Annotated in this window: 24 protein-coding genes; 12 read left to right on the plus strand and 12 right to left on the minus strand. The window is 68.7% G+C overall.

The window, feature by feature from the left end; genetic code table 11:
- Positions 1 to 57 precede the first annotated feature (57 nt).
- Complete coding sequence (locus ACZ7KI_RS30780) at positions 58 to 1017, minus strand: electron transfer flavoprotein subunit alpha/FixB family protein (protein WP_061982077.1); 960 nt, start codon at positions 1015 to 1017, stop codon at positions 58 to 60.
- Between the two features lie 25 nt (positions 1018 to 1042).
- Positions 1043 to 1828, minus strand: coding sequence for an electron transfer flavoprotein subunit beta/FixA family protein (locus ACZ7KI_RS30785; RefSeq protein WP_061982078.1), 786 nt, complete (start codon positions 1826 to 1828; stop codon positions 1043 to 1045).
- 242 nt (positions 1829 to 2070) lie between these two features.
- On the opposite strand from ACZ7KI_RS30785, the gene ACZ7KI_RS30790 reads away from it, so the two are divergent.
- Complete coding sequence (locus ACZ7KI_RS30790) at positions 2071 to 2922, plus strand: DegV family protein (RefSeq protein WP_470276549.1); 852 nt, start codon at positions 2071 to 2073, stop codon at positions 2920 to 2922.
- Here ACZ7KI_RS30790 and ACZ7KI_RS30795 read toward each other — a convergent pair.
- Complete coding sequence (locus ACZ7KI_RS30795) at positions 2903 to 3325, minus strand: hypothetical protein (protein ID WP_470276550.1); 423 nt, start codon at positions 3323 to 3325, stop codon at positions 2903 to 2905. The two genes, ACZ7KI_RS30790 and ACZ7KI_RS30795, sit on opposite strands and share 20 nt — an antisense overlap.
- Positions 3326 to 3395: 70 nt before the next feature.
- Between ACZ7KI_RS30795 and ACZ7KI_RS30800 the strand changes: the two genes are divergently transcribed.
- From ACZ7KI_RS30800 to ACZ7KI_RS30825, 6 genes are all read left to right on the plus strand, one after another.
- Positions 3396 to 4169, plus strand: coding sequence for a class I SAM-dependent methyltransferase (locus ACZ7KI_RS30800; protein ID WP_470276551.1), 774 nt, complete (start codon positions 3396 to 3398; stop codon positions 4167 to 4169).
- The gene (locus tag ACZ7KI_RS30805; protein WP_470276552.1) at positions 4166 to 5677 is read left to right on the plus strand and encodes a 1,4-alpha-glucan branching protein domain-containing protein; all 1512 of its coding nucleotides are present in this window, start codon (positions 4166 to 4168) and stop codon (positions 5675 to 5677) included. The genes ACZ7KI_RS30800 and ACZ7KI_RS30805 overlap by 4 nt, the downstream gene beginning before the upstream one ends.
- A gap of 13 nt (positions 5678 to 5690) precedes the next feature.
- Complete coding sequence (locus tag ACZ7KI_RS30810; RefSeq protein ID WP_470276553.1) at positions 5691 to 6179, plus strand: glutathione peroxidase; 489 nt, start codon at positions 5691 to 5693, stop codon at positions 6177 to 6179.
- Between the two features lie 279 nt (positions 6180 to 6458).
- On the plus strand, positions 6459 to 7520 hold the full coding sequence (locus ACZ7KI_RS30815; protein WP_470276554.1) for a chymotrypsin family serine protease: 1062 nt from the start codon (positions 6459 to 6461) through the stop codon (positions 7518 to 7520).
- On the plus strand, positions 7520 to 7753 hold the full coding sequence (locus ACZ7KI_RS30820) for a hypothetical protein (RefSeq protein ID WP_470276555.1): 234 nt from the start codon (positions 7520 to 7522) through the stop codon (positions 7751 to 7753). Before ACZ7KI_RS30815 ends, ACZ7KI_RS30820 begins: the two co-directional genes overlap by 1 nt.
- An 84-nt stretch (positions 7754 to 7837) precedes the next feature.
- The gene (locus tag ACZ7KI_RS30825) at positions 7838 to 9091 is read left to right on the plus strand and encodes a glycosyltransferase family 4 protein (RefSeq protein WP_470276556.1); all 1254 of its coding nucleotides are present in this window, start codon (positions 7838 to 7840) and stop codon (positions 9089 to 9091) included.
- 184 nt (positions 9092 to 9275) lie between these two features.
- Here the strand turns inward: ACZ7KI_RS30825 and ACZ7KI_RS30830 are convergent, their stop codons facing one another.
- The 4 genes from ACZ7KI_RS30830 to aceA all read right to left on the minus strand — a co-directional run bounded on the left by ACZ7KI_RS30830 (position 9276) and on the right by aceA (position 14597).
- The gene (locus tag ACZ7KI_RS30830; RefSeq protein ID WP_470276557.1) at positions 9276 to 9431 is read right to left on the minus strand and encodes a hypothetical protein; all 156 of its coding nucleotides are present in this window, start codon (positions 9429 to 9431) and stop codon (positions 9276 to 9278) included.
- A gap of 409 nt (positions 9432 to 9840) precedes the next feature.
- Entirely contained in the window at positions 9841 to 11097 is a 1257-nt protein-coding gene (locus tag ACZ7KI_RS30835) for an HNH endonuclease signature motif containing protein (RefSeq protein ID WP_470276558.1), read from the minus strand.
- Between the two features lie 466 nt (positions 11098 to 11563).
- Entirely contained in the window at positions 11564 to 13207 is a 1644-nt protein-coding gene (gene aceB / locus ACZ7KI_RS30840) for a malate synthase A (RefSeq protein ID WP_470276559.1), read from the minus strand.
- A 103-nt stretch (positions 13208 to 13310) separates the two neighbouring features.
- Positions 13311 to 14597 carry an isocitrate lyase gene (aceA, locus tag ACZ7KI_RS30845; RefSeq protein ID WP_470276560.1) on the minus strand — a complete coding sequence of 429 codons (1287 nt, stop codon included), beginning with the start codon at positions 14595 to 14597 and terminating at the stop codon, positions 13311 to 13313.
- 228 nt (positions 14598 to 14825) lie between these two features.
- Here aceA and ACZ7KI_RS30850 point away from each other — a divergent pair, with 228 nt between their 5' ends.
- Together ACZ7KI_RS30850 and ACZ7KI_RS30855 are read left to right on the plus strand one after the other, a co-directional pair.
- Complete coding sequence (locus ACZ7KI_RS30850; protein WP_465501379.1) at positions 14826 to 16253, plus strand: short-chain fatty acyl-CoA regulator family protein; 1428 nt, start codon at positions 14826 to 14828, stop codon at positions 16251 to 16253.
- Between the two features lie 79 nt (positions 16254 to 16332).
- The gene (locus ACZ7KI_RS30855; protein WP_470276561.1) at positions 16333 to 17169 is read left to right on the plus strand and encodes an NAD(P)H-binding protein; all 837 of its coding nucleotides are present in this window, start codon (positions 16333 to 16335) and stop codon (positions 17167 to 17169) included.
- On the opposite strand, the gene ilvA is transcribed toward ACZ7KI_RS30855, so the two are convergent.
- Positions 17166 to 18422 carry a threonine ammonia-lyase IlvA gene (gene ilvA / locus ACZ7KI_RS30860; protein WP_470276562.1) on the minus strand — a complete coding sequence of 419 codons (1257 nt, stop codon included), beginning with the start codon at positions 18420 to 18422 and terminating at the stop codon, positions 17166 to 17168. The genes ACZ7KI_RS30855 and ilvA overlap by 4 nt on opposite strands.
- Positions 18423 to 18516: 94 nt before the next feature.
- Between ilvA and ACZ7KI_RS30865 the strand changes: the two genes are divergently transcribed.
- Entirely contained in the window at positions 18517 to 19083 is a 567-nt protein-coding gene (locus ACZ7KI_RS30865; protein WP_470276563.1) for an NADAR family protein, read from the plus strand.
- Here the strand turns inward: ACZ7KI_RS30865 and ACZ7KI_RS30870 are convergent.
- Complete coding sequence (locus ACZ7KI_RS30870) at positions 19080 to 19838, minus strand: acyltransferase (protein ID WP_470276564.1); 759 nt, start codon at positions 19836 to 19838, stop codon at positions 19080 to 19082. The genes ACZ7KI_RS30865 and ACZ7KI_RS30870 overlap by 4 nt on opposite strands.
- 53 nt (positions 19839 to 19891) lie before the next feature.
- Between ACZ7KI_RS30870 and ACZ7KI_RS30875 the strand changes: the two genes are divergently transcribed.
- Entirely contained in the window at positions 19892 to 20851 is a 960-nt protein-coding gene (locus tag ACZ7KI_RS30875; RefSeq protein ID WP_470276565.1) for a nucleoside hydrolase, read from the plus strand.
- On the plus strand, positions 20851 to 21975 hold the full coding sequence (locus ACZ7KI_RS30880; RefSeq protein WP_470276566.1) for a C40 family peptidase: 1125 nt from the start codon (positions 20851 to 20853) through the stop codon (positions 21973 to 21975). Before ACZ7KI_RS30875 ends, ACZ7KI_RS30880 begins: the two co-directional genes overlap by 1 nt.
- Positions 21976 to 21987: 12 nt before the next feature.
- Here the strand turns inward: ACZ7KI_RS30880 and ACZ7KI_RS30885 are convergent, their stop codons facing one another.
- The 3 genes from ACZ7KI_RS30885 to sigJ all read right to left on the minus strand — a co-directional run bounded on the left by ACZ7KI_RS30885 (position 21988) and on the right by sigJ (position 25080).
- Complete coding sequence (locus ACZ7KI_RS30885) at positions 21988 to 22830, minus strand: NAD(P)H-binding protein (RefSeq protein ID WP_470276567.1); 843 nt, start codon at positions 22828 to 22830, stop codon at positions 21988 to 21990.
- A gap of 44 nt (positions 22831 to 22874) precedes the next feature.
- Positions 22875 to 24053, minus strand: coding sequence for an NAD(P)/FAD-dependent oxidoreductase (locus ACZ7KI_RS30890; RefSeq protein WP_470276568.1), 1179 nt, complete (start codon positions 24051 to 24053; stop codon positions 22875 to 22877).
- Between the two features lie 82 nt (positions 24054 to 24135).
- On the minus strand, positions 24136 to 25080 hold the full coding sequence (gene sigJ, locus ACZ7KI_RS30895; RefSeq protein WP_470276569.1) for an RNA polymerase sigma factor SigJ: 945 nt from the start codon (positions 25078 to 25080) through the stop codon (positions 24136 to 24138).
- Positions 25081 to 25125 lie beyond the last annotated feature (45 nt).

The following is a 25125-nucleotide window of genomic DNA, read 5'->3' on the forward strand; positions in this document are numbered from 1 at the left end:
CAGAAAAGGGGCCGCCCGGGAAAGAAATCCCGGGCGGCCCCGCTTCGAACGAAGGACTCAGCCCTTGCGCTTCTGGACCTCTTCGGTCAGCTGCGGCGCGACGTTGAACAGGTCGCCGACCACACCGAAGTCGGCGATCTCGAAGATCGGCGCCTCGGCGTCCTTGTTGACCGCGATGATGGTCTTCGAGGTCTGCATACCCGCCCGGTGCTGGATCGCACCGGAGATGCCCAGCGCGATGTACAGCTGCGGCGAAACCGTTTTACCGGTCTGGCCGACCTGGAACTGCGCCGGGTAGTAGCCCGAGTCGACGGCGGCGCGGGAAGCACCGACGGCCGCGCCGAGCGAGTCGGCGAGCGCCTCGACGACGTCGAACTTGTCGGCCGAGCCGACACCGCGCCCACCGGAGACGACGACCGAGGCCTCGGTCAGCTCCGGCCGGTCGCCACCGACGATCGGCTCGACGCCGGTGATCTTGGCGGACTTCGCCGGGTCACCGGCGGGGACCTCGACGGTCTCCTCGGCGGCGGCACCGTCGGCCGGGGACGCCTCGACCGCGCCGGGGCGGATCGAGATGACCGGGGCACCCTTGGTGGCCTTGGACTTCACGGAGAACGCGCCACCGAAGATGGACTGGTCCACGCTGCCGTCGCTGTTCACGCCGACGGCGTCGTACAGCAGACCGGAGCCGAGGCGGACCGCGACCCGGGCGGACACCTCCTTGCCCTCGGCGCTGGCCGCGACGAGCACGGCCGCCGGGGAGGTCCGCTCCGCGAGCGCGGTGAGGACGTCCACCTTCGGGGTGACCAGGAAGCCGGTGGCGTTGTCACCCTCGGCGACGTACACCTTGGCGGCGCCGTGCGCGGCGAGGGCTTCCTTCGCCTTGGCGGCGGTGCCGGTCGGGCCGACGACGACCGCGGACGGCTCACCCAGCTCGCGAGCGGCGGTCAGCAGCTCGAGCGTGACCTTCTTGACTTCACCGTCGACGTGGTCGACGAGGACGAGTACTTCAGCCATTTCCCTATTCCTCCTCGAACCTGTCTCAGATGAGCTTCTGCGCGACCAGGTAGGCGGCCACCTTGCTGCCGCCGTCACCCTCGTCCTCGACGCGCTCACCGGCGGTGCGCGGCGGCTTCGGGGAGGCTTCGAGCACGGACGACCAGGCGTTGCCCAGGCCGACCTCGCCGGCGTCCAGGCCGAGGTCCGCGACGGTCAGCGTCTCGACCGGCTTCTTCTTCGCGGCCATGATCCCCTTGAAGGAGGGGTAGCGCGGCTCGTTGATCTTCTCGCCGACGCTGACGATCGCGGGCAGGCTCGCCTCGAGGTGCGTGACACCGTCCTCGGTGTAGCGGTCGGCCTTGATCGAGGTGCCGTCGACGGTCAGCTCGTTCACGTGGGTCAGCTGCGGCAGGCCGAGCAGCTCGGCGATGATCGCCGGCACGGCGCCACCGCGGCCGTCGGAGGCCTCGTTACCGGTGATGACCAGGTCGTAGCCTTCGACCTTGCCGATCGCGGCGGCCAGCACCTTGGCGGTGGCGATCGCGTCGGAGCCGTGGAGAGCCTCGTCCGAGACGTGGATGGCCTTGTCGGCACCCATGGACAGCGCCTTGCGGATCGCGTCGGTCGCGCGGTCGGGACCCACCGAGACGACGGTGACCTCTCCTTCGCCGGCTTCCTTGATCTTCAGGGCTTCTTCGACGGCCTTCTCGTTGATCTCGTCGAGCACGGCGTCGGCGGATTCGCGGTCAAGAGTGTTGTCGGCACCGGAGAGCTTCCGCTCCGAGTAGGTGTCCGGTACCTGCTTGACCAGGACAACGATATTCGTCATGGGTCTACTTCGACCTCCCGTTAGTGGCCGGCGTCGGCCACGGGGCAACAGCTCTACTGGCCGGTAGATTAGGGCCATTTCGGCGCCGCGGCCCGCCGAGGTGACCTCATTCACCTGGATGCACGTTTTATTGAGACCATCGTCCAGGTTTTTCACCCGGAAGTGAGTGTAACCGCGCGACTAACCCGAACGGACGTACTCGGGAGTACTCCCCGTAGAGCGACGGGTTAATCTGCCGCACCATGCGTTCCTTTCCCGGCCCCGTCGCCGTGATCACGGACTCGACCGCCTGCCTTCCCACCTCGGTCGCCGAACGCTGGGGTATCCGGGTCGTCCAGGTCCAATTGCAGGTCGGAGACCAGTTCGAAGAAGAGAACCGCTGCGACCGCGAAGACATCATCCGCGAACTGCGCGCCGGTACGCCGGTGAGGACGGCGCCGCCCGAGGTCGCCGCGTTCTTCTGGGCGTTCCAAGACGCCGCGAGCAAAGGCGCCTCGGCGATCGTCAGCGTCCACATCTCGGGCCGGATGTCGGAGACGGTGAACGCCGCCCGCGAGGCCGCCAAGCAGGTGAGCGTCCCGGTCCACGTCCTCGACAGCGGGACCACCGGGATGAGCCTCGGTTTCGCGGCGACCTCGGCCGCCAAGGTCGCCGCCGCGGGCGGACAGGCCACGCGGGTCATCGACGCGGCCGAACGCCGGTTCCGCGGCAGCCGGGAGATCCTCTACGTCGACACGCTGGAATTCCTGCGTCGCGGTGGCCGGATCGGCGCCGCGCAGGCGTTCCTCGGCTCCGCGTTCTCGATCAAACCCCTGCTGACGCTGAAGAACGGCGAGGTCGCGCCGCTGACGCGGGTGCCCGGTCAGCGGCGGGCGCTCAACAAGCTCGTCGACCTCGCGGTGGAATGCGCGGGTGATCAGGAGGTCGAGATCGCGATCACCCGGTTCGGCCCGGACGAACGCGACCTCGAGATCGGCGGACGGCTGCGCGCACGCGTGCCGCATATCGTCGACAGCACCCTGGTCGAGGCGAGCATGATCCTCGGCGCCCACCTCGGCCCTGGCGCCATCGGCATCACGGTGTCGCCGGTGTAACCCGCCTGCCCGGGATCAGCGCCAGCACCACCGGCAGCACCGCGCCCAGCGCGGTCGTCACGATGATGAGCACCTGGTCCACCGGCTCGAAATGCGAGACGTGGCCCAGGTGGTAGAGGAAGTGCGGCAGTCCGAAGCAGAAGGTGGCGAGCGCCGCGAGCCTGGCCACCGCGGTCGTCCCGATCACGGCGGCGCCGATCAGGATGGCGGCGAGGGCCAGGTTGAGGCCGCCGAAATCGCGGAGCAGGTGCTCGTTGAAGGGGCCGTCCATCGCCACCCAGCCGGTGCGGAATCCGGGGAAGTCCTGGTAGAAGCCGCTGGGGCTGACCAGCGGCCAGAGTCCGACCGGCAGTTCGATCAGGCCGAAGACGACGAGCAGTACGCGGGTGATTGTCCGTTGCATACCTTCTGGACTGGACAGCGCCGCGAAACGTGACACACGAGCCGAAGTGACCCACCGGTAGGGTCGCGACGTGACCACCCCAGCCACCAGGGCCGAAGCGCTGCACCTCACGGGTGAACGCACCGTGCCCGGCATCGCCGCGGAGAATTACTGGTACCGCCGTCACGAGGCCGCGTATCAGCAGCTCCTGCCCCTGTGCGCGGGCAAAACCGTCCTGGAGGCGGGCTGCGGCGAGGGCTACGGCGCCGGGCTCATCGCCACCGTCGCCGAACGGGTGCTCGCGCTCGACTACGACGTCCCCACCACCGAGCACGTCGCCCGGCGCTACCCCGGCATCGGAGTGGCCAGGGCGAATCTGGTGTTCCTGCCGCTGCGGGACGCCTCGGTCGACGTCGTCGCCAACTTCCAGGTGATCGAGCACCTCTGGGACCAGGGCGCCTTCCTCGCCGAATGCCGCCGCGTGCTCTCCCCCGGCGGACGGCTGATCGTCACCACCCCCAACCGGCTGACCTTCACCCCGGACAGCGACACCCCGCTCAACCCGTTCCACACCAGGGAACTCGCACCGTCCGAACTGGACGAACTGCTCCGCGAGGCCGGTTTCGCGGTCGAGACGCTGCACGGCCTCCACCACGGTGAGGGCGTGCGGAAACTCGACGACAAGTACGGCGGCTCCATCATCGACGCCCAGCTCGACGTCGTCATGGGACAGCTTCCCGGCCAAGCGACCTGGCCACCCGGACTGCTCGCCGACGTCGAAGGTATCCAGGCGGCGGATTTCGCCATCCACGGCGAAGACCTCGACGCCAGCCTCGACCTCGTCGCCGTGGCGGTGCGCGCATGAGCGAGTACGAGGGCACTTTCTGCCTCGTCGTGCACAGCCATCTGCCGTGGCTGCCGCACCACGGCTCCTGGCCGGTCGGCGAAGAATGGCTTTACCAGGCCTGGGCCCATTCCTATCTGCCGATGGTCGACCTCCTGCGCCGCTTCGCCGACGAGGGTCGCGAAGACGTTCTCACCCTCGGCATGACGCCGATCCTCGCCGCGCAGCTCGACGACCCCTACTGCATCGACGCCTTCCACGACTGGCTCGGACATTGGCAGCTGCGCGCCTGGCACGCGTCCACGCTCTGGCGCGGAGACCCCTTGCTGCGCGAACTGGCCGCGAGCGAGTACCGGACCGCGACCAAAGCGTCGGAAGAGCTCGAAACCCGCTGGCGCCACGGCTTCTCCCCGATCCTCCGGTCCTTTGTGGACTCGGGAACGATCGAGCTGCTCGGCGGACCGCTGGCGCATCCGTTCCAGCCGCTGCTCGATCCGGCGGTCCGCGACTTCATGCTGCGCGGCGGTCTTGCCGACACCGCACTGCGGATCGGACAGCGTCCCGAAGGCATTTGGGCACCTGAATGCGGTTACGCGCCCGGCATGGAAACCGCGTACGCCGCGGCCGGTGTCCAGCGTTTCATGGTCGACGGCCCGTCCCTGCACGGCGACACCTCGGCGGCGCGGACCGTCGGTGACTCCGACGTCGTCTGCTTCGGCCGCGATCTCGAAGTCACCTATCGTGTTTGGTCGCCGAAAGCCGGCTACCCCGGCCACGCCGCCTACCGCGATTTCCACACGTGGGCGCACGAAGTCGGCCTCAAACCGTCCCGGGTGACCGGCAAGACCATCGAGCCGCCGGACAAGGCGCCGTACGACCCGGCGATGGCGGCGGGCACGCTCGGCGGCCACGTCCAGGATTTCGTCGACACCGTCGTCGCCCGGTTGCGCTCGCTGAAGGCCGAACACGGCCGCGAATCGCTCGTCGTAGCCGCTTACGACACGGAATTGTTCGGGCACTGGTGGCACGAGGGACCAGCGTGGCTCGAAGGCGTCCTGCGCGCGCTGCCCGAGGCCGGTGTCCGCGTCACGACACTCAAGGGCGCGCTCGAAGCCGGCCATCTCGGCGGGAAGGTCGACCTGCCGGCGTCGTCGTGGGGTTCGGGCAAGGACTGGCGGGTCTGGGACGGCGAGCAGGTCGCGGACATGGTGCGGGACAACACCGCGTTGCAGCACCGGATGCTCGACCTCGTCGCCGGGATGGACACCACGACCCGTGACTCGGTCCGCGATCAGGCCGTCTCCGAAGCGATGCTGGCACTTTCGAGTGACTGGGCGTTCATGGTCACCAAGGATTCCGCCGCCGACTACGCGCGGCGGCGGGCGAAGGTGCACACCGATCGGTTCGACACACTCGCCGGATTGGTCCACGAGGGCTCACACGAGCGAGCCAGGCAGACCGCGGCGGCGTACCGGCGTGACGACGGGCCGTTCGGCCACGTCGACGCGCGGGACCTGCTGAGGAAATGACGAAAGGGGAACCATGGGCATCCACGACATTCCGCTGAAGACGCTCGCGGGCGAGGACACCACGCTCGGCGCGCTCGGCGGCAAGACCCTCCTGGTGGTGAACGTCGCTTCGAAGTGCGGGCTGACGCCGCAGTACACCGGCCTGGAGAAGCTGCAGGAACGCTACGCGGACAAGGGGTTCTCCGTCGTCGGGTTCCCGTGCAACCAGTTCGCGGGCCAGGAGCCGGGTACCGCCGAGGAGATCCAGACCTTCTGCTCGACGACGTACGGGGTTTCGTTCCCGCTGTTCGAAAAGCTGGACGTCAACGGGGAAGGCCGTCACCCGCTCTACACCGAACTGACCAAGGCGGCCGACGCGGACGGCGCCGCGGGCGACGTGCAGTGGAACTTCGAGAAGTTCCTCGTCGCGCCGTCCGGCGAAGTGGTCGGCCGGTTCCGCCCGCGTACCGAACCCGAAGACGACGAGATCACCAAGGCGATCGAGGCGACGGTCGGCGCCTGAATCGAGATTTCCCGACAGCGGGCGGCTCGCCGGAACAATCCGGTGAACCGCCCGTTTCTTTTTCCGTAAAAGAAGGGACCAAAGTCCCTGCAATGCTTCACCCGCTGCCGCGATGGCCGGGCGGTAGATCACAAACCCTTGCGCCGCAAGGGAAATTACGATGTCCGGCGGTGAACCGGTCTACCCGATTGCGCTATGGCGTCCCCGCGGACGCAGGAGAAGACTCGCTTCCCGGGACTCCCTGCCAGCCATCCGAAATCGCGGAAAAGTGTGGTCGACATGATCGAAAACAATATGATCCCGGATGAATTCCTCTCACTCGCGAGCGTACAGGCGGCCGAGGAGGACGCGCTGTTCGCCAGGCAGAACGTCGTGGGTGTCGCGCTCGGCACCAAATGGTCGGGCGGGCGGGACACCGGCGAGAAGGCGATCACCGTCCTGGTCGACACGAAGATGCCGCACGAAATGCTCCGCGAGGACGACCTCGTCCCCGCGACGCTGGCCGGGGTGTCCACCGACGTCCAGGAGGTCGGGGTGCTGCAGGCCGGCCGGAGCATCGTCGCGCCGAAGGTGAACGGCAGCGCCACGATGATGGACGAGCCGCAGGCTCCGACCCTGACCCGGCCCGATGAACTGGCCCGTGAGCAGGTCGGCCCGTTCACGCTGGCCAAGCGGTTCCGTCCGGCGTTCGGCGGGCTGAGCGTCGGTCACTTCAAGATCACCGCCGGCACGTACGGCACCGCCGTCTACGACGCGACGGCACTGCCCGGCAAACCGGCCAGGTACTACATCCTGAGCAACAACCACGTACTGGCGAACTCCAACGCCGCCGCCATCGGCGACCCGATCCTGCAGCCCGGCCCGTTCGACGGCGGGGTCGTTCCCACCGACGTCATCGCCAGGCTGAGCCGGTTCGTGCCGATCAAGTTCATCCAATCCGGACAGCCGGTCCCGCTGAACTTCGTCGACGCCGCCATCGCGGAAGCCCAGTTCCACGACATCGACCGGCGGATCTTCTGGGTCGGCGACCTCAAGGGCACCAACGTCGCGCCCGCCGTCGGCACGATCGTGCAGAAGACCGGCCGGACGACGAACTGGACGACCGGGCGGATCACGAACATCAACGCCACCGTGGACGTCAACTACGGCGGCGGCCGGGTGGCCCGGTTCGGTCAGCAGCTGCTGACCACCGACATGTCGGCCGGCGGCGACTCGGGCAGCATCGTGGCGGACCTGAGCGAGAACGCCGTCGGCCTGCTGTTCGCGGGTTCGCCGGTGGTCACCGTGCTCAACCGGATCACGCTGGTCGAGGCCGCGCTCGGGATCAGGGTGCATCCGTAGTGGCCGACCAGTCCGATAGCGACACCGTCGACGCCGCGCTCATCGCGGCGTCGCGGTGGCTCGACGACGTCCCCGGGGTGGTAGGGGTCGGACAGGGCGAGGCCGAGGGGTCACCCACGATCGACGTGTGGATGACCCCCGGCCACGACCACGGGCGGCTGCCTTCGCAGCTGCTCGGGGTGCCGGTCCGCGTCCGGGACTCAGGTGGCCCGGTGGAGGCTCAGCCCGGGTGACCGGCCGGTCGCCCGCCACCGGCTTCACCTGCGGGGGTGATCGCCCCGTCCCGGTGTCGACCGACTCACGAGTAACCTCCACCCATGCGCGTGCTGATGTTGTCGTGGGAGTACCCACCCGTGGTCGTCGGAGGACTCGCACGGCACGTCCATGCCCTGGCCAGGCATCTCTCCCGGCAGGGCCACGACGTGGTCGTCCTGTGCCGTCACACGGCGGGCACCGACGCCGAGACCCATCCGCGGACCGATCGCGTGGTCGACGGTGTCCGGATCATCCGGGTCGCCGAGGATCCGCTGCACGTGACCTTCGAACGCGACCTCGTCGCGTGGACACTGGGCATGGGGCACGCGATGATCCGCGCCGCGAACGACCTGCTGCGCACCTGGCAGCCGGACGTCGTGCACGCGCACGACTGGCTGGTCACCCACCCCGCGATCGCGATCGCCGAGGCCGCGCGGGTCCCGCTGGTCGGTACGATCCACGCCACCGAGGCCGGACGGCACTCCGGCTGGCTCTCGCATCCGCTGAACCAGCAGGTTCACTCGGTCGAATGGTGGCTCGCGAACCGCTCGGACGCGCTGATCACCTGTTCGCAGGCGATGCGCCGCGAGGTGGCGCATCTGTTCGAGGTCGACGGCGACGCGGTCACCGTGATCCACAACGGCATCGAGGAACGCAGCTGGCAGGTGCCCGCGGAAGAGGTCGCGCACGCGCGCGAGGTCTACAGCCCGTCCGGCGCGCCGCTGCTGCTCTACTTCGGACGGTTGGAATGGGAGAAGGGCGTGCAGGATCTGCTCGCCGCGCTCCCCCGGATCCGCCGAGCCAAACCGGGTACGCGGCTGGTCGTCGCAGGCAAGGGCAGGCATCTGGAGGAACTCGTCGACCAGGCGCGGAAGCTGCGTATCCGCCGCGCGGTGGACTTCGTCGGGCATCTGTCCGACCGCGAACTGCGTGCCGTACTGGCCGCGGCCGACGCCGTCGTGCTGCCCAGCCGGTACGAACCGTTCGGGATCGTCGCACTGGAAGCCGCCGCCGCGAAGGCGCCGCTCGTTGCGTCCACCGCGGGCGGGCTCGGCGAGGTCGTCGTCGACGGCGAGACCGGACTGGCGTTCAGCCCCGGCGACGTCGAGGCCCTCGGGGACGCGGTCGAGGCGGTGCTGAACGACGAGGTCGCCGCGGCGCGGCGGGCGCTGACCGCGCAGTCGCGGCTGGCCGCGGACTTCGACTGGGGCCGGATCGCGGAGGCGACCGTCGCCGTCTACCGGCGGGCTCGCGTCGGGGAACCGGTGGAGCTGGGCCGCCCGAAGATCGCGACGGGCAACGCCTTCGAACCGTGAGTCTCTCCCCGCGCATTTGGAGGGCCGCATTTAGAGGACTAAATGCGGCGGCGGGGTCGCGTTTAGTCCTCTAAATGCGTTGAGGGTGGAGGGAGAGCCGGGCGTCGGGGTTCCCGGATCCCCCTCCACGAGCGTCGCGGGTCGCGAGGGGCACGACCCCCGTGTCTGCTCTAGGTGGCGAAGATCAGAAGTGGCAGGGCCGGACGCAGTCCGGCTGCACCGAGACCGCCGTCGAGACGGATAACGCCGGTGCGGCGAGGACGACGGCGAGGACGACGGCGAGGACGACGGCGAGGACGACGAAGGCTGCGGCCAAGACGCTTCTCAACTGCTTCTTCATGGTGGCTCCTCGGGAATTCGGGCGGAAATTCACCCGGGGCAGAGCATCCGCGCGCCGCGCGAAGGAAACAACGGGGGTATCGCTAGGTACCCCTACCTATTCGCGGTCCGTGACCGGTATGTCGGGTGGTCGTGAGCGGCGATTCGGGTTGGTACGCGAATCGTTGCCGGTGGGCTCGCGTGTCCCGAACCAGTGCGACAGATGCGGCGAAGGAACCCGTCGGCTGGGTCGGCCGCGGGGATCGTTGCGTGTGGGGTCGATGTTCTTGGTGGGACTTCAGGGTGCCGGTTTGGCGCGGCGATTCACATCAACCCATGAGCGGGCGCGCCAGCGCCCATCTCAAGTTCTGACCCGAATCGCCCTCACGATCCGCGGACGCATCACGCATGGTCTGCCCCTGCCCGGTGGTCTATGTCCTGAGGTGCATGGTGTTGCGTCTCGGTTCCCCGGTGGGGTCGAGGTAGGCGGGCGGAGTGAACTCTGGCAGTCCGTCCTGAGCGATGACGACTTTCCATTCGCTGTGGTGGATCAACCGGTGATGCTTGGTGCAGAGGAGCACGAGATTGTCGATTTTGGTTTCGCCGTGGTGTCGCCAGAAGACGATGTGGTGTGCGGTGCAGCGGGGTACGGGCATGTCGCAGCCGGGGAAGGCGCAGCCTCCGTCGCGGATGGTGAGTGCGTACTTCTGGGCGAGGGAGACGGTGCGTTTGGATCGGCCGATGTCCAAGGGTTCGCCCGCGGTGCCCAAAACACCGGGGCGGACGCGGGCGTCGCAGGCGAGGATGCGGGCGTCGGTGGCGCTGATGGGCCCGACCAGATCCAGGTGCGCTTCACCGAGGTCGTTGATCAGGTCCTCATACGACATGGTGACGAGGATGTGGGTGGCTTCTCCGGCTTGGCCGGGGAGATTCCGGCTGGTGGTTTTCAGTCGCACGTAGTCGGTGAAGGCGTCGCCGTAGCGTTCGTCGTGAGTGCGGGAGTCGCGGACTCCGTCGATGGCTTTGTGGGGTTTGGCCATCGGGTCGAGGTCGGACTTCAACCGCGCATACGTTTCGAGATCCAGCCTGGCCTTCAGCCCGAGAGTGCCGTCACGGTGTTTGACGAACCGTAACTCCGGCCGGGTGTCTTTCGGGTCCTCACTCCGCGGCTCTTTCCCGTCGGGATCCAGCTTGTCCAAGAGCCTCCGCCCGGCTCGGGCGATCTGCCGAGGCCCCGCCCGGCGCGCCAGATCGACGAGGATCTTCTCCCCGCCTCGCACGTCCTCTTCCGGGACGGTGGAGGGGATGCGCGACAGGGTGCGGATGATCGCGTCGATCTGGCTGCCGCCGATCGCACCCTCCGCGGCGGCTTCGGCCGTCAACGGAGCCAACGGCGGCTGGGGATCTCCACCGATAGATGGCCCCGGATGCAGGGCCAGAACCCGGTCCGCGCGGACTCCGGCTTCCTTGTCGGTCACCTGGAAGTCTTCGAAGATCAACGCCGCCAGCGTCGAATGACCCGAGCATCCACGGACACCGCGGGAATTGATTTCCGCCAGGATCGCGTACTGCTCCGCCTCCAACTGCCGCTTCAGAACCTCGATTTCCTGCTTACGGGCATGCAGCGTCGCAGTATCGGCACGCCACCACTCGGAGCGCACCGCCTGAGGACTGTTTTCGCTGGCCACGACCTCAACGATACCCGCGCTCGAACACCTGTGCTATCGCATATTCAGACTACAAGGGAGCGAACTGCGGCCAAGAAACTGCGCGGAGCACCAAACTTAAAGACGCGTAGCGCATGTAGGCACCTTTGCCACGAAAGCCTTCTGGCGATGCGCCGAGGGGATGTCCCCATTGAGGGGTAAGGCAAACGTGGCGCGTTCGGGCGGGGTGGTGCCTGGGTGACGTGGCACCGCACTCACGACCACCCGCACCGAAGCCGAAAAGCCGCGAAGACCCCGCCCACGGTGGTGTGGTGTGGCGGGGCCTCCGCGGACAGCGCGCGCTCGACAGGCGCCACCGGAGGAGCGCGCGCGTGAAGCGGGTCCGGCGGCGGGGAGCCTCCGCCGCCGGACCCGATGGGCCACACCGTCCCAAACCGGTGTGGAACCCGGCCGCCCCGCGTCAGGTAGGGGCGGCCGGAGCCTCTTGTCAGTGCGTGGTCAGGTACCGCGCGTACGCGCCGGTGGTGAGGAAGCTCGGCAGCTTCTCGCCCAGCGCGGTCTCGGTGAAGATCTCGTAGGCGTCGCCGAGCCGGTTGCCCTCGCCCAGTTCGGCGCGAACCGACGCCAGCTCTTCGTCCAAATAGGACACGGCGAGTTCGTGGGTGAGCGCGGTGCCGTCTTCGAGCTTCGTGCCGTTGCGGATCCACTGCCAGATCTGGCAGCGGGCGATCTCGGCGGTGGCGGCGTCCTCCATCAGGTTGTGGATCGCCGCCGCGCCGGTGCCGCGCAGCCAGGCGTCGATGTAGCGCAGCGCGACGTTGATGTTGGCGCGGACACCCGCCTCGGTGACCTCGCCGCCGGCGCTGGCGACGTCGAGCAGGTCCTCGGCGGTGACGACGACGTCCTCACGGAGTTTGCCGAGCTGGTTGGGCCAGCCGCCGAGCACGCCGTCGAAGACCTCGCGGCACACCGGGACCAGACCGGGGTGGGCGACCCACGAACCGTCGAAGCCGTCGTTCGCCTCGCGTTCCTTGTCCTGGCGGACCTTCTCCAGCGCGGTCGCGTTGATCTCCGGGTCCTTGCTCGGGATGAACGCGGCCATGCCGCCGATCGCGTGCGCCCCACGCTTGTGGCAGGTGCGCACCAGCAGTTCGGTGTAGGCCCGCATGAACGGGACGGTCATCGTCACCTGCGCGCGGTCCGGGAGCACGAAGTCCGCGCCGTGCGAGGAGAAGTTCTTGATGACGCTGAAGATGTAGTCCCAGCGGCCGGCGTTCAGCCCGGAGACGTGCTCGCGCAGTTCGTAGAGGATCTCCTCCATCTCGAACGCGGCGGTGATCGTCTCGATCAGCACGGTGGCACGGACGGTGCCGCGCGGGATGCCGAGTTCCCGTTGCGCCAGCAGGAAGACGTCGTTCCACAGCCGCGCTTCGAGGTGGTTCTCGAGCTTCGGCAGGTAGAAGTAGGGGCCGCTGCCGCGGGCCAGCAGCTGACGCGCGTTGTGGAAGAAGTACAGGCCGAAGTCGACCAGGCTCGCCGAAACCGGGCGGCCGTCGATGCGGATGTGCTTCTCCACCAGGTGCCAGCCGCGGGGGCGGGCGACGATCGTCGCGGGTTCGTCGCCGATCGTGTAGCGCTTGCCGCCCGCCGACGTACTCCCTCCCGCGGAGGCGGCATTGGACACAGCGGTGGTGAAGTCGATGTTGCGGCGGATCGCGTCGAACAGGTTGAGCTGCCCGTCGATCACGTTGTGCCAGGTCGGCGAGGTCGCGTCCTCGAAGTCGGCGAGCCAGACCTTCGCGCCGGAGTTGAGCGCGTTGACCGTCATCTTGCGGTCGGTCGGACCGGTGATCTCGACGCGGCGGTCTTCGAGACCGGGCGCGGCCGGGGCGACCGACCAGCTTTCGTCTTCGCGGATCGAGCGCGTCTCGGGCAGGAAGCCCAGCGGCTTCTCACCGGATTGCAGCTCCTCGCGGCGCGTGCGGCGGGCGTCGAGCAGCTCGCGGCGACGGCCGGCGAACGCGTTGTCGAGTTTGGCCACGAAGTCCAGTGCGGCCGGGGTGAGGATCTCGTCGAACCGGTCACCGGTGGGTCCGCAGACGTCGATCCGGTAGTTCAGCTTCTCAACCATGGTGTGCCTCCGCTGGGCTTCGCGAGTGTTGGCGGGGAGAGGGGCGGTGGCGGTCTCCCGCTGGGGGTCGGGAGACCGCCACCTGGCACCTACTTGCGAGGGATCAGAACTGCTCGGCCTCGGTGGAACCGGCGAGCGCGGTCGTCGAGCTGGCCGGGTTCAGCGCGGTCGCGACGTTGTCGAACCAGCCGGTGCCGACCTCGCGCTGGTGCTTCGTGGCGGTGTAGCCGCGGTCCTCCGAAGCGAACTCGCGCTCCTGCAGGTCGACGTAGGCGGTCATGCCTTCGCGGGCGTAACCGTGCGCCAGGTCGAACATCGAGTAGTTCAGCGCGTGGAAACCGGCCAGGGTGATGAACTGGAACTTGTAGCCCATGTGGCCGAGCTCGCGCTGGAACTTCGCGATCGTCGCGTCGTCCAGGTGCTTCTTCCAGTTGAACGACGGCGAGCAGTTGTAGGCCAGCATCTGGTCCGGGTACTTCGCCTTGATGGCCTCGGCGAACTGGCGGGCGACCTCGAGGTCCGGCTTGGAGGTCTCCATCCACAGCAGGTCGGCGTACTGGGCGTAGGCCAGGCCGCGGTCGATGCAGGGGTCGATGCCGTTGGTGACGGTGTAGAAGCCCTCCGCGGTGCGCTCACCGGTGGTGTACTTCTGGTCGCGCTCGTCGACGTCGCTGGTCAGCAGGGTCGCGGCCTGGGCGTCGGTGCGGGCGATGATCAGCGACGGCACGTTCAGCACGTCCGCGGCGAGGCGGGCGGCGTTCAGCGTGCGCTCGTGCTGCTTGGTCGGGATGAGCACCTTGCCGCCGAGGTGGCCGCACTTCTTCTCGGACGCGAGCTGGTCTTCCCAGTGCACACCCGCGGCACCGGCGGCGATCATGCCCTTCATCAGCTCGAACGCGTTGAGCGGGCCACCGAAGCCCGCCTCGGCGTCGGCGACGATCGGGGCGTACCAGTCGATGTCGTTGTTGCCCTCGGCCCAGTTGATCTGGTCGGCGCGGCCCAGTGCGTTGTTGATGCGGCGGACGACGGCGGGCACCGAGTTGGCCGGGTAGAGGCTCTGGTCCGGGTAGGTCTGGCCGGACAGGTTGGCGTCGGCGGCGACCTGCCAGCCGGACAGGTAGATGGCCTTGAGGCCGGCGCGGACCTGCTGCACGGCCTGGTTACCGGTCAGTGCGCCCAGCGCGTGGATGTAGTCCTCGTTGTGCAGGAGGTCCCACAGCTTCTCGGCGCCGCGACGGGCCAGCGTGTGCTCTTCGACCACGCTGCCGCGCAGCTTGACCACGTCAGCCGCGGAGTACGACCGCTGCACGCCCGCCCAGCGGGGGTCGCTCTCCCACTGCTTGGTCAGTTCGGCGGCCGCCTGCTCCAGCTGCTGCGCGTGCTCAGTCATCGGATTCTCCCGGTATTGCGAAGTTTGCGAGTGATCGCCTTGCCTGACCAGACCCTGACACGACAGGGGAAACCCGATCCAGGCCTCCAATTTGCCAATTTCTGCGAAGCTTCCGTAGCATTCTGCAAAGGTTGCGAATTACAGGTTCGCAAGCTGGACGAAAAACCACGGGCTTAACCGTTCACTGAATCGTTCAGGCCCGGAAACCTTGCGGACAGAGAGGCCTGCGTGGACAAAACCTTCGCCGGAGCGAAGCTTCGGCATCTGCGCGAAAGCCGGTCGATGAGCCAGGCCGATCTGGCTCGTGTGCTGGAGATCTCACCCAGTTACCTCAATCAGATCGAGCACAACTCACGCCCGTTGACCGTCCCGGTGCTGCTTCGCATCACGCAAGCGTTCGGAGTGGACACCGAGTTCTTCGCGAACAACGACACCGCGCGGCTGGTCGCGGACGTGAAGGAGGCGCTGCTCGACGAGGTCCTCGGCGTGGACGTCACCACCAGTGAGCTGAACGACCTCGCCACGAACCTGCCGACGATCGCACAGGCCCTGGTCAAACTGCACCGCAGTTATCGCAACGCCGTCGAGAACACCGCCGCGCTGACCACGGAAAACGGCCTCGGCCTGCACGGCAGCGCCGCCACCGCCCTGCCGCACGAAGAGGTCCGTGACTTCTTCTACGAACGGGAGAACTACGTCGCCGAGCTGGACGAACGCGCCGAACGGATGGCGCACGACATCCCGTTGCAACGCGGTCAGGTGCTCGCGGCGCTGAAGGAAACGCTGACCCAGCGCTACGGCGTCGACGTCACGAACGAGGGCATCGACGAGTCCAACGGCGAGCAGCACCGGTACGAACCGGGGCCGAGGGTGCTGCGGCTGGCGCCGAGCCTGCGCGTCGGGCAGCAGGCGTTCCGGATGGCCTCGCAGATCGCGCTGCTCGAATACGACGACCTGATCACCGAACTCGCCGACTCGTGGGCGTTCTCCGGCCCGGCGGCGCGTTCGCTGGCGAGGGTCGGGCTGGCGAACTACTTCGCGGGCGCGTTGATCCTCCCCTATGGACCGTTCCTGTCTTCGGCGGAGCGCTTCCGCTACGACATCGAGCGGCTGTGCGACCACTTCGGCGTCGGCTTCGAGACCGTCTGCCACCGGCTTTCGACCTTGCAGCGGCCGAAGAACCGCGGAGTGCCGTTCTCCTTCGTGCGCGTCGACCGGGCGGGGAACATGTCGAAACGCCAGTCCGCGGCCGGTTTCCACTTCTCCCGCGTGGGCGGCGCCTGTCCACTGTGGAACATCTACGAGGCGTTCACCCAGCCCGGCAAGATCCTCACCCAGATCGCGACCCTGCCGGACGGCAAGAGCTACTTCTGGGTCGCGCGGACGGTGTCCCGCAACATCGGCGGCTACGGCAGTCCCGGGAAGACGTTCACCGTCGGGCTCGGTTGCGAATTACGGCACGCGAAACGGCTCATCTATTCGACCGGTCTCGATCTCGACGACCGGGCCGCGGCCACGCCGATCGGCATGGGTTGCAAAGTCTGCGAACGCCCGGCCTGCACGCAGCGCGCGTTCCCGACGATCGGCAAGCAGCTGACCGTGGACGAGAACACCAGCACCTTCGTCCCGTACCCGGCGGTGCCCAAAGCGCCTTGAGCCCTCTCGGTCTCCCTGGCAGGGTTGCCGACGACGGCCGCCGCCGGTGACTGCGGCCACCACACTGGGGAGATACCGAATGATCTTGGTGACCGGAGCAGGCGGGAACGTCGGCTCGGAACTGACCGGAATACTGTCCCGCGGCGGACATCCCGTCCGGGCGTTGGTCCGAACGCCGCGGCCGCTGCCCGACGGCGTCGAAGGCGTGCCGGGCGATCTCAACGATCCGGCGAGCCTGAAACCCGCGCTGGAGGGTGTGCGCGCGGTCTTCCTGCTCGGCGGCTACGACGACATGCCGGGCGCGCTCGCGGCGATGCGGGACGCGGGCGTCGAGCAGGTCACGCTGCTCTCGTCGCGGTCGGTCGTCGGCGGGCACGAGGACAACGCCGTCGCCGGGATGCACATGGCGGCCGAGGCGTCGGTACGCGCGTCGGAGCTGGCCTGGACGTTCGTGCGGGCGAGCGGGTTCATGTCGAACACGCTGCAGTGGATTCCGCAGCTGAAGGAGGGCGACGTCGTCCGCGAGCCGTTCGCGAACGTGCCGGTGGCGACGATCGATCCCTACGACATCGCGGCCGTCGCGGCGGAGTCCCTGACCACGCCGGGACACGAAGGGCGGGCTTACGCGATCACCGGACCGGAGGCCCTTCGGCCCGGCGACCGGCTGCGAGCCCTGGGCGAACTGCTGGGGCGGGACCTGCGACTGTCGCCGCTTTCGGACGCCGAAGCCCGCGAGACGATGAGCGCGGAAATGCCGGAGAAGTACGTCGACGCGTTCTTCCGCTTCTTCGCCGACGGCGAGTTCGACGACTCCGAGGTGACTTCCACCGTGCGGGACCTCACCGGACGCGACGCGCGGCCGTTCGCCGACTGGGCGCGGGCGCACCTGGCCGCGTTCCGCCAGCCCCGCGTCTAGACCAGGAAGTGGAAGAGGGGGCTGCCCGGTTCCACCCGCTCCACCTGCAGCGGGCTCACCTCCAGCCGGTGCAGCAACCCTTCCAGGTCACCGGGCCGCGCGAGTTCGATGCCGATCAGCGCCGGCCCGGTCTCGCGGCTGTTGCGCTTCACGTACTCGAACCGCGTGATGTCGTCGTCCGGGCCGAGGACCTCGTCGAGGAACCGCCGCAGCGCGCCGGGCTCCTGCGGGAACCCCACCAGGAAGTAGTGCTTCAGTCCTTCGTGGATCAACGACCGTTCGAGCACTTCGCCGTAGCGGCTGACATCGTTGTTCCCACCGGACACGAGGCATACGACGATCTGCCCGGGATCGATCTTCACCGTCGTGCCGAGCGCGGCGGTCGCGAGCGCGCCCGCGGGTTCGGCGATCACGCCGTCGGACTGGTACATCGCGAGCATTTCCGTGCAGATCGCGCCCTCGGCGACCTCGGTGAGTTCGACACCGCCGTCGCGGACCAGCGGATAGGTCACCGACCCCGCCAACGCGACCGCGGCGCCGTCGACGAACGTGTCGACGGCTTCGAGCCGCACCGGCTCCCCGGCCGCCAGCGCGGCCGCCATACAGGCCGCGCCCGCCGGTTCGACGCCGACGATCCGCATCTCCGGCGCGCGTTCGGCGGCCCACGCGGCGATACCCGCGAGCAGCCCGCCGCCGCCGACCGGCACCACCATCACGTCCGGGATGAACCCGAGCTGCGCGACGACCTCCATCGCGACCGTGCCCTGTCCGGCGACCGTCTCCGGCGCGTCGAACGCGGGGACAAGCGTCGCGCCGGTGCTCTCGGCGTCCTGCTTCGCGGCGGTGAAGGCGTCTTCGTAGGTCTCGCCGACGACGATGACCTCGATATGCGAACCGCCCAAGGTCGCGATCCGCTCGCGCTTCTGCCGGGGTGTCGTGCCGGGGACGTAGACGCGGCCGTTCGCGCCGAGACGGCGGCACGCGTACGCGACGCCCTGCGCGTGGTTCCCCGCGCTCGCGCAGACGACGCCGCGTTCCCGCTTGTCCGCGTCGAGCTGGACGATGAAGTTGTACGCGCCGCGGATCTTGTACGAGCGCACGGTCTGGAGATCTTCGCGTTTGAGCCAGACCCGGGCGTCGACCCGCGCCGAGAGCCGCTCGTTCGGTTCGAGCGGCGTGCGGGTCACCACCCCGGCCAGTCGTTTCGCGGCCTCTTCGACCGTTCGGGCGCTCACCGTTTCGATCCCTTGCACGAATGCTGAATGTACTGACCACCCCGGGCCACGACGGAGAGTGGTCTCCAGTCCAGTGCACGGGTTGTCGGTGGTCTGTGGTCCACTGGTCGTCATGGTGAGCAAGGTCGACGGAGTCCGGAGTCTCGATGCGTTGCGCGAGCTGGTCCACAGTGGCGCGGAGCCCGAGTACCAGCTCTTCTACGGCCACACCCCGCTCAAGAGCGGCCGGGTCAACGCCGCCTGCCTGAGCCAGTGGTGGGTGGCGCCGTTCGTCGCGGGCGGCGAGCGCTACCCAACGGCCGAGCACTACATGATGGCGGGCAAGGCCGAATTGTTCGGCGACTACGACGCCGCGCGGGCGATCCGGGAGGCGCCGGACCCCAAGACCGCCAAGATCCTCGGCCGCGAGGTCGCGAACTTCGACGCGGAGAAATGGGAGCGGCACCGCTTCGACATCGTCGTCGACGGCAATCTGGAGAAGTTCCGCCAGCACGCCGAACTGCGCGAGTTCCTGCTGAGCACGGGCGACAAGGTGATCGTCGAGGCGTCCAAGATGGACCTGATCTGGGGCAGCGGCGTCGCCCGTGACGACAAGAACGCCACGCGCCCCGACTACTGGCGCGGGCAGAACCTGCTGGGCTTCGCGCTCATGGAGGTCCGGGAGCAGCTGCGCGGCTAGCCGTCGACGCCGAGCGTCTTCTGAAGCGCCTTGTTCGCCTTACGCGCCATATCCGCGACGGCTTCGCGACGCGCGGCGTCGGCGGCGTAGTCGTCTTGCCGGTTCCGCACGACGCGGGCCGGTGAGCCGACGGCGATCGAGTAGTCCGGGATGTCACCCCGCACCACGGCGTGCGCGCCGAGGACACAGCCGCGGCCGACCCTGGTGCCCTTGAGCACGGAGACCTTGGTGCCGATCCAGGTGTCCGGACCGATCCGCACCGGCGATTTCACGATGCCCTGGTCCTTGATCGGGACGGTGATGTCGGTGGTGACGTGGTCGAAGTCGCAGATGTAGACCCAGTCCGCGACGAGCGTGGCCGCGCCGAGTTCGATGTCGAGGTAGCCGTTGAGCACGTTCTGGCGGCCGAACACGGCTTTGTCGCCGATGCGCAGCGAACCTTCGTGGCAGCGGATCGCGTTGCCGTCGCCGATGTGCACCCAGCGGCCGATCTCCAGGCGCCCGTAGCCGGGACGGCAGTGGATCTCGACGTCCTTGCCGAGGAACACCATGCCACGCAGGATGATGTGCGGATTCGCGATCCGGAACTTGAGCAGCCGCCAGTACCGGACCAGGTACCAAGGTGTGTAAGCGCGGTTTCGCAGCACCCAGCGCAGCGAATCCGCGGTCAGGAACTTCGCCTGCCTCGGGTCGCGACGGGCCTGGCCCCAGGCGCGGAGCCTCGACAACGCGGGCGCACCCCACATGGACGTCATACCGGTGACCGTAACCTGTGATCAGGCCGCTGACCGCAAAGGGGAGCACGCGTATGGGCACCAAGCTGATCATCGACACCGACCCCGGGGTCGACGACGCTTTCGCGCTGGCGCTCGCCGCGCGGTCCGACGACGTCGACCTGCTGGGCGTGACCACGGTGTTCGGCAACGTCCCGCTGAGCCACACCACCGCCAACGCGCGGCGGCTGCTGCGGCTGTTCGGCCGTGACGACGTGCCCGTCGCCGCCGGCGCGGCGCGGCCGCTGGTCTACGACAACGCCAGAGCCGCCGGCTTCGTCCACGGCCAGGACGGCCTGTCCGGGCACGCCGGGCTGCTGCCGGAGGCGACGCGCCCGCTCGACGGACGCGGCGCCGTCCGTCTGCTGGCGGAGCTGCTCGAAGCCGCCGACGAACCGGTGACCATCGCCCCGATCGGCCCGCTCACGAACATCGCGCTGCTGCTGGCCGCCCATCCGGAACTGCGCGAGAAGATCGGCCGCCTCGTCATCATGGGCGGCGGCGTGACCAAGGGGAACTCCACCACGGCCGCCGAGTTCAACATCTGGAGCGATCCCGAGGCCGCGCGCCGGGTACTGGCCGACGAGGACATCCCGACGGTGCTGGTCCCGCTGGACATCACGCATCAGTGCACGGTCGACACCACCTGGCTCGGCAAACTCGCCGCGTCCGGCCCGCTCGGCGCGGCACTCGAAGCGTTCACCCCCACCTACGTCGAGCACTACAGCCCGATCCTCGGTTTCCCGGGGATGGTCATGCACGACGCGGTCGCGGTCGCCGAAGCGATCCGGCCGGGGATCCTCGACACCGAGTCGTATCCGGTGGACGTCGATTGCGGCTTCGGCCCCGCGCGCGGGGCGACCCTCGTCGACCGGCGAAGGCTGCGAAGCACCGATCCGCAAGCCGTACCGGGGCGCGTCATCGACGTCGCGCTGACCACCGACGTCGAGGCCTTCCGTGACTTCGTTCTCGGCCGTATCATCGGCGGCCGCTGATGGAACACGAAACCTCGCGCCGCCGCAGACTTCCGGTGATCGTCGCCGCGGTCGTCGTCGCGGGCGCCGCACTGGTCGCCGCCATCACCTTCGCGCCGAAGGACGACACCAAGCCGGAAGCCGCCGCTGTCCAGTCCTCGGTTCCGCCCGCGCCGCCGTCGTCGTCGGCCCCCGCGGAGATGCCGAAGGAACAGCCGAAGGTCCCGCAGCAGATGGGGCAGGAGTTCGACGCCTGGGTGTCGAAGACCAGCGGCTGGCTCGACATCCCGCTGCGCGCGATGACCGGCTACGCGAAGACCACCGTGACGCTGAGCAAGGAAACGCCGGGCTGCCGGCTGTCGTGGGTGACGTTGGCGGCGCTCGGGAAGATCGCGTCGGACCACGGCCGGGCCACCGGTTCGAGTATCAACGCCGACGGCGTGATGACCGTGCCGCTCGGGATGATCGAGGTCCGCGACTTCTACAACAAGGTCGTGTCCGTCCAGAACGCGAGCGGGCCGCTGCAGCTGGCGCCCGCGATCTGGAGCCGGTTCCAGGCTTCGGCGAGCGGCGGCAAACCGGATCCGCAGAACATCGACGACGCCACCCTCACCGCCGGCCGGGCGCTGTGCGCGGGCGGTCGCGACCTCGGCCAGGGCCAGACCTGGTGGAACGCGGTGAGCACGCTGCAACCCGCGCCGCTGCTGATGCACCGCACGCTCGCGACGGTGAACGTCTACGGCACCGTCGGCCAGAGCCCGCAGCCGCCGAACGCCGCGGCGCTCAGCGCGGTCAACTTCGCCATCGACAAGATCGGCCTGCCCTACGTCTGGGGCGGAAACGGCACCGGCGGCGGCGACCCCGGTTTCGACTGCTCCGGCCTGACCACGGCCGCGTACGCCAGTGCCGGTGTCAAGCTCATGCGCACCGCCCACACGCAGTACCACAGCGTGACCAAGGTGACCGATCCCCAGCTGGGCGACCTGATCTTCTACGGCGAGCCGAACACGAAGATCCACCACGTCGGGCTGTACATCGGGAACCAGCAGATGATCGACGCCCCGCAGACCGGACAGGCGGTGCAGGTGCACACCTACCGGAAGCAGGGCGACGACTACGCCGGGGCGGGGCGCCCGGCCACCTGACGCACTCCGTGGTCAGCGGCGGAAGGCGTCCGCGTTGTCGCGTGCCCACTCGGCGAAGGTGAGCGCGGGGCGGCCCAGGAGGTCTTCCACGGTGCCGGTGGTGGGGCCGGGGCGTTCGTTGTAGTCGGCCAGGGAGCCGAGCAGGCGGGCGGGGACCTCCTCGGGCAGTCCTTGCGCGAGCATGCCCTGCCGTACTTGTTCGGGCGGAAGTTCCTGGAAGGACAGCGTCCGATCGACGGCGTTGCCGATCATCCGCACCTTCTCGTATTGGTCCAGCGACTGTGGACCGGTCAGCGTGTACTCGGAATTCGCCGGGATGCCACCGCGAAGGGCTTGTACGGCGACCTCGGCGATGTCGGTTTCGTGGATCGGGGAGGTGGCGGCTCGGCCGTACGCGCCGCGCACCACATCACCCGCTTTGAGCTGTGGCGCCCAAGCCAGCGCGTTGGCGGCGAAGTCGGCAAGGCGCAGGATCGTCCACTTCAGACCCGAGCCGGTGACGAGGTCCTCGGCGGCGGAGAATTGGGCGGCGAAACGGGCTTCCCCTGCCGGGTACTCCACGGTGGTGGCCGAAAGCAGCACTACGCGCTGTACGCCTTGTCCCGCGGCCAGCTTCAGTAACTCGCCGAGGCCAGGGCCGGTCGCGCGCGGGCTGATCTGTATCGCCTCGACGCCTTCGAGCGCCGCCTCTATCCACTGTGGACGGAACAGGTCACCAGTGACGGCTTTCACGTCGCCGGGAAGCGGCGCACCGCCAGGGCCGCGAGTGACCGCGGCGACGGCGGCACCCTCGCGCAGCAGCAGATTCATCACCTGACGGCCTACGACGCCGTTGGCTCCGGTGATCAGCATCATGATGGTCTTTCCTTTGCTCGATCGAGGGATGCGGCGGCGGACTCTCACACGGTGATCGCGACGGGCTCTTCGGCCGGGATCACGTGGCGGCGACGGGTCGGGGCCATCGACGTCGGGTGCGAGATGCTCCAGGCCGCGGACTTGCAGATCAGCTCCTTCAGGCGGGCCGCCGTCTTGCCGGTGAGCGCGGAGGGTTTGGGCTGGTCGTCCGGCGTCACCCACTGCACGATGGCGTCGCGGCGGCCGAGGCTGACGCACTGGCCGGTGTAGCCGATCTTGTTCGGGGGAATCGGGCCTCCGGTCAGCCGGGCGGCGATGGCGTCGGCCGCCAGGTGGGCCGAGGGAACGCCCGAAGCGCACGACATCCGCAAGGTGTCGCCGCTCGCGCCCGGTGCGAACGCGGCGTCGCCGACGGCGTACACGTCGGGGTGCGAGACCGACCGCATGGTCTCGTCGACGACGATCTGCCCGGTAGCGGAAACCTCCAGGGTCGTGGCCGCGGCGATGGGGTGGACGGCGAAGCCCGCCGTCCAGACGGTCACCTGGGCCGGGATCGCGCGGCCGTCGGCGGTGACCACGCCGGTCGGCTCGACGCCCGCGATGTCGGTGTGCTCGTGCACGGTGATGCCGAGCCGGTCGATCGCCTTGCGCAGGTGGCCCTGCGCCTTTTCGCTCAGCCAATCGCCGAGGCCGCCTCGGGCGGCGAGTGAGACCTCGAGGTCCGGCCGGGCTTCGGCGATCTCGGTGGCGGCCTCGATGCCGGTGAGACCGCCACCGACGACGAGCACGGTGCCGCCCGCGGTGAGGTCGGCCAGCCGCGCGCGCAGCCGCAGGGCGGACTGCTTGCCGGCGATGTGGTGCGCGTGCTCGGCGACGCCGGGAACGCCGTGATCGGCGGCAGTGCTGCCGAGGGCGTAGACGAGCGTGTCGTAGTCGATCTCGCCGGAACCGTCGGCGAGGGCGACGGTCTTGCGCTCGGCGTCGACAGCGGCGACCCGTGCGATCCGCACCTGCACACCCGTACCGGCGAAGACTTCGGCCAGCGGGCGGGGCTTCAGGTCCTGGCCGGTCGCGAGCTGGTGCATGCGGACGCGCTCGACGAATTCGGGGTCGGCGTTGACGAGGGTGATCTCGGTGTCGGCGGGGTGCAGCCGCTTGGCCAGACGCCCGGCGGCGTTGGCTCCGGCGTATCCGGCCCCGAGGACGACGATGCGGTGCTTCATGGTCTCGCTCCTGTCTGGTCGGTGTTCGCTTCCTGAACCGGACAGCGGCACGAAACCTGACAGATGCGAGTTGTGATCCAGGTCACCAGTTGGTGACGAGTGATTCCCCGTGGTCCGAAGCGGCCCATCGGCGGGCCGCGCGGTCGAGTTTGGCCGGGTTCGCCTGGGTGTGGACGGCCGCGATGCCGTCGGTGGTCACGTCGAGGGTGAGGACGATGACGACCCGGCCGCCGACCGTCAGCACCAGCGTGGGCATCCCGTTGGCGACCGCGGCGAACAGGACGGGCCTGCCGCCGATCAGCTCCCATCTGGCCGCGCTGGGCTGGAACAGCCCGCGCAGGAACCTCGCCACCCGGAGCGCACCGGTGATCGGCCGCGGCAGCGAGAAGAACACACCACCGGCGTCGCCCGCGTGGATCGCGTCGTCGGTCAGCATCCGCACCAGGGAGTCGGTCTTGCCGCTGAGTGTCGCGGCGAGGAACTCCTCGACGATCTTCCGGGCCGCGGCCGCGTCGACCTCCACCCGGCGCCGGTCGGCTGCCAGATGCTGCTTGGCCCGCCGGTAGATCTGCTGACAGTTCGACTCGGTGAGGTCGAGCACCTCGGCGATCTCGCCGTGCGAGTAACCGAACGCCTCGCGCAGCACGTAGACGACGCGTTCCTTGGCAGAGAGCCGTTCCATCAGGGTGAGCATCGCGATCGAGACCGACTCACGCTGCTCGACGGTGTCGGACGGGCCGAGCATCCGGTCACCGGCGAAGACCGGCTCGGGAAGCCATTGGCCCACATAGGTCTCCCGCCTGGCCCGCGCCGAGGTGAGCCGGTTGAGACAGAGGTTGGTGAGCACCTTCGTCAGCCACGCCTCGGGCGTCTCGATCAGCTCCCGATCGGCGGACTGCCAGCGCAGGAACGTGTCCTGCACCGCGTCCTCGGCGTCGCTCGCGGACCCCAGCAGGCGGTACGCGATCGCCTCCAGCCGCGCCCTCGCCGCCTCGAATGCCTCGACCTCGTGCGTTCCCACCAGCATGGTTTCCAGTTAACCATCCCGAACAGGCCGCGACGGAGCTACCGC

Source organism: Amycolatopsis sp. NPDC039088 (genome assembly GCF_055598845.1).

Excerpts from the sequence above, each read along its gene's own strand:
- ACZ7KI_RS30780 (WP_061982077.1), bottom strand. The coding sequence starts at position 1,017 with ATGGCTGAAGTACTCGTCCTCGTCGACCACGTCGACGGTGAAGTCAAG.
- ACZ7KI_RS30785 (WP_061982078.1), bottom strand. The coding sequence starts at position 1,828 with ATGACGAATATCGTTGTCCTGGTCAAGCAGGTACCGGACACCTACTCG.
- ACZ7KI_RS30790 (WP_470276549.1), top strand. The coding sequence starts at position 2,071 with ATGCGTTCCTTTCCCGGCCCCGTCGCCGTGATCACGGACTCGACCGCC.
- ACZ7KI_RS30795 (WP_470276550.1), bottom strand. The coding sequence starts at position 3,325 with ATGCAACGGACAATCACCCGCGTACTGCTCGTCGTCTTCGGCCTGATC.
- ACZ7KI_RS30805 (WP_470276552.1), top strand. The coding sequence starts at position 4,166 with ATGAGCGAGTACGAGGGCACTTTCTGCCTCGTCGTGCACAGCCATCTG.
- ACZ7KI_RS30810 (WP_470276553.1), top strand. The coding sequence starts at position 5,691 with ATGGGCATCCACGACATTCCGCTGAAGACGCTCGCGGGCGAGGACACC.
- ACZ7KI_RS30815 (WP_470276554.1), top strand. The coding sequence starts at position 6,459 with ATGATCGAAAACAATATGATCCCGGATGAATTCCTCTCACTCGCGAGC.
- ACZ7KI_RS30825 (WP_470276556.1), top strand. The coding sequence starts at position 7,838 with ATGCGCGTGCTGATGTTGTCGTGGGAGTACCCACCCGTGGTCGTCGGA.
- ACZ7KI_RS30830 (WP_470276557.1), bottom strand. The coding sequence starts at position 9,431 with ATGAAGAAGCAGTTGAGAAGCGTCTTGGCCGCAGCCTTCGTCGTCCTC.
- aceB (WP_470276559.1), bottom strand. The coding sequence starts at position 13,207 with ATGGTTGAGAAGCTGAACTACCGGATCGACGTCTGCGGACCCACCGGT.
- aceA (WP_470276560.1), bottom strand. The coding sequence starts at position 14,597 with ATGACTGAGCACGCGCAGCAGCTGGAGCAGGCGGCCGCCGAACTGACC.
- ACZ7KI_RS30855 (WP_470276561.1), top strand. The coding sequence starts at position 16,333 with ATGATCTTGGTGACCGGAGCAGGCGGGAACGTCGGCTCGGAACTGACC.
- ACZ7KI_RS30865 (WP_470276563.1), top strand. The coding sequence starts at position 18,517 with ATGGTGAGCAAGGTCGACGGAGTCCGGAGTCTCGATGCGTTGCGCGAG.
- ACZ7KI_RS30870 (WP_470276564.1), bottom strand. The coding sequence starts at position 19,838 with ATGACGTCCATGTGGGGTGCGCCCGCGTTGTCGAGGCTCCGCGCCTGG.
- ACZ7KI_RS30875 (WP_470276565.1), top strand. The coding sequence starts at position 19,892 with ATGGGCACCAAGCTGATCATCGACACCGACCCCGGGGTCGACGACGCT.
- ACZ7KI_RS30880 (WP_470276566.1), top strand. The coding sequence starts at position 20,851 with ATGGAACACGAAACCTCGCGCCGCCGCAGACTTCCGGTGATCGTCGCC.
- ACZ7KI_RS30885 (WP_470276567.1), bottom strand. The coding sequence starts at position 22,830 with ATGATGCTGATCACCGGAGCCAACGGCGTCGTAGGCCGTCAGGTGATG.
- ACZ7KI_RS30890 (WP_470276568.1), bottom strand. The coding sequence starts at position 24,053 with ATGAAGCACCGCATCGTCGTCCTCGGGGCCGGATACGCCGGAGCCAAC.
- sigJ (WP_470276569.1), bottom strand. The coding sequence starts at position 25,080 with ATGCTGGTGGGAACGCACGAGGTCGAGGCATTCGAGGCGGCGAGGGCG.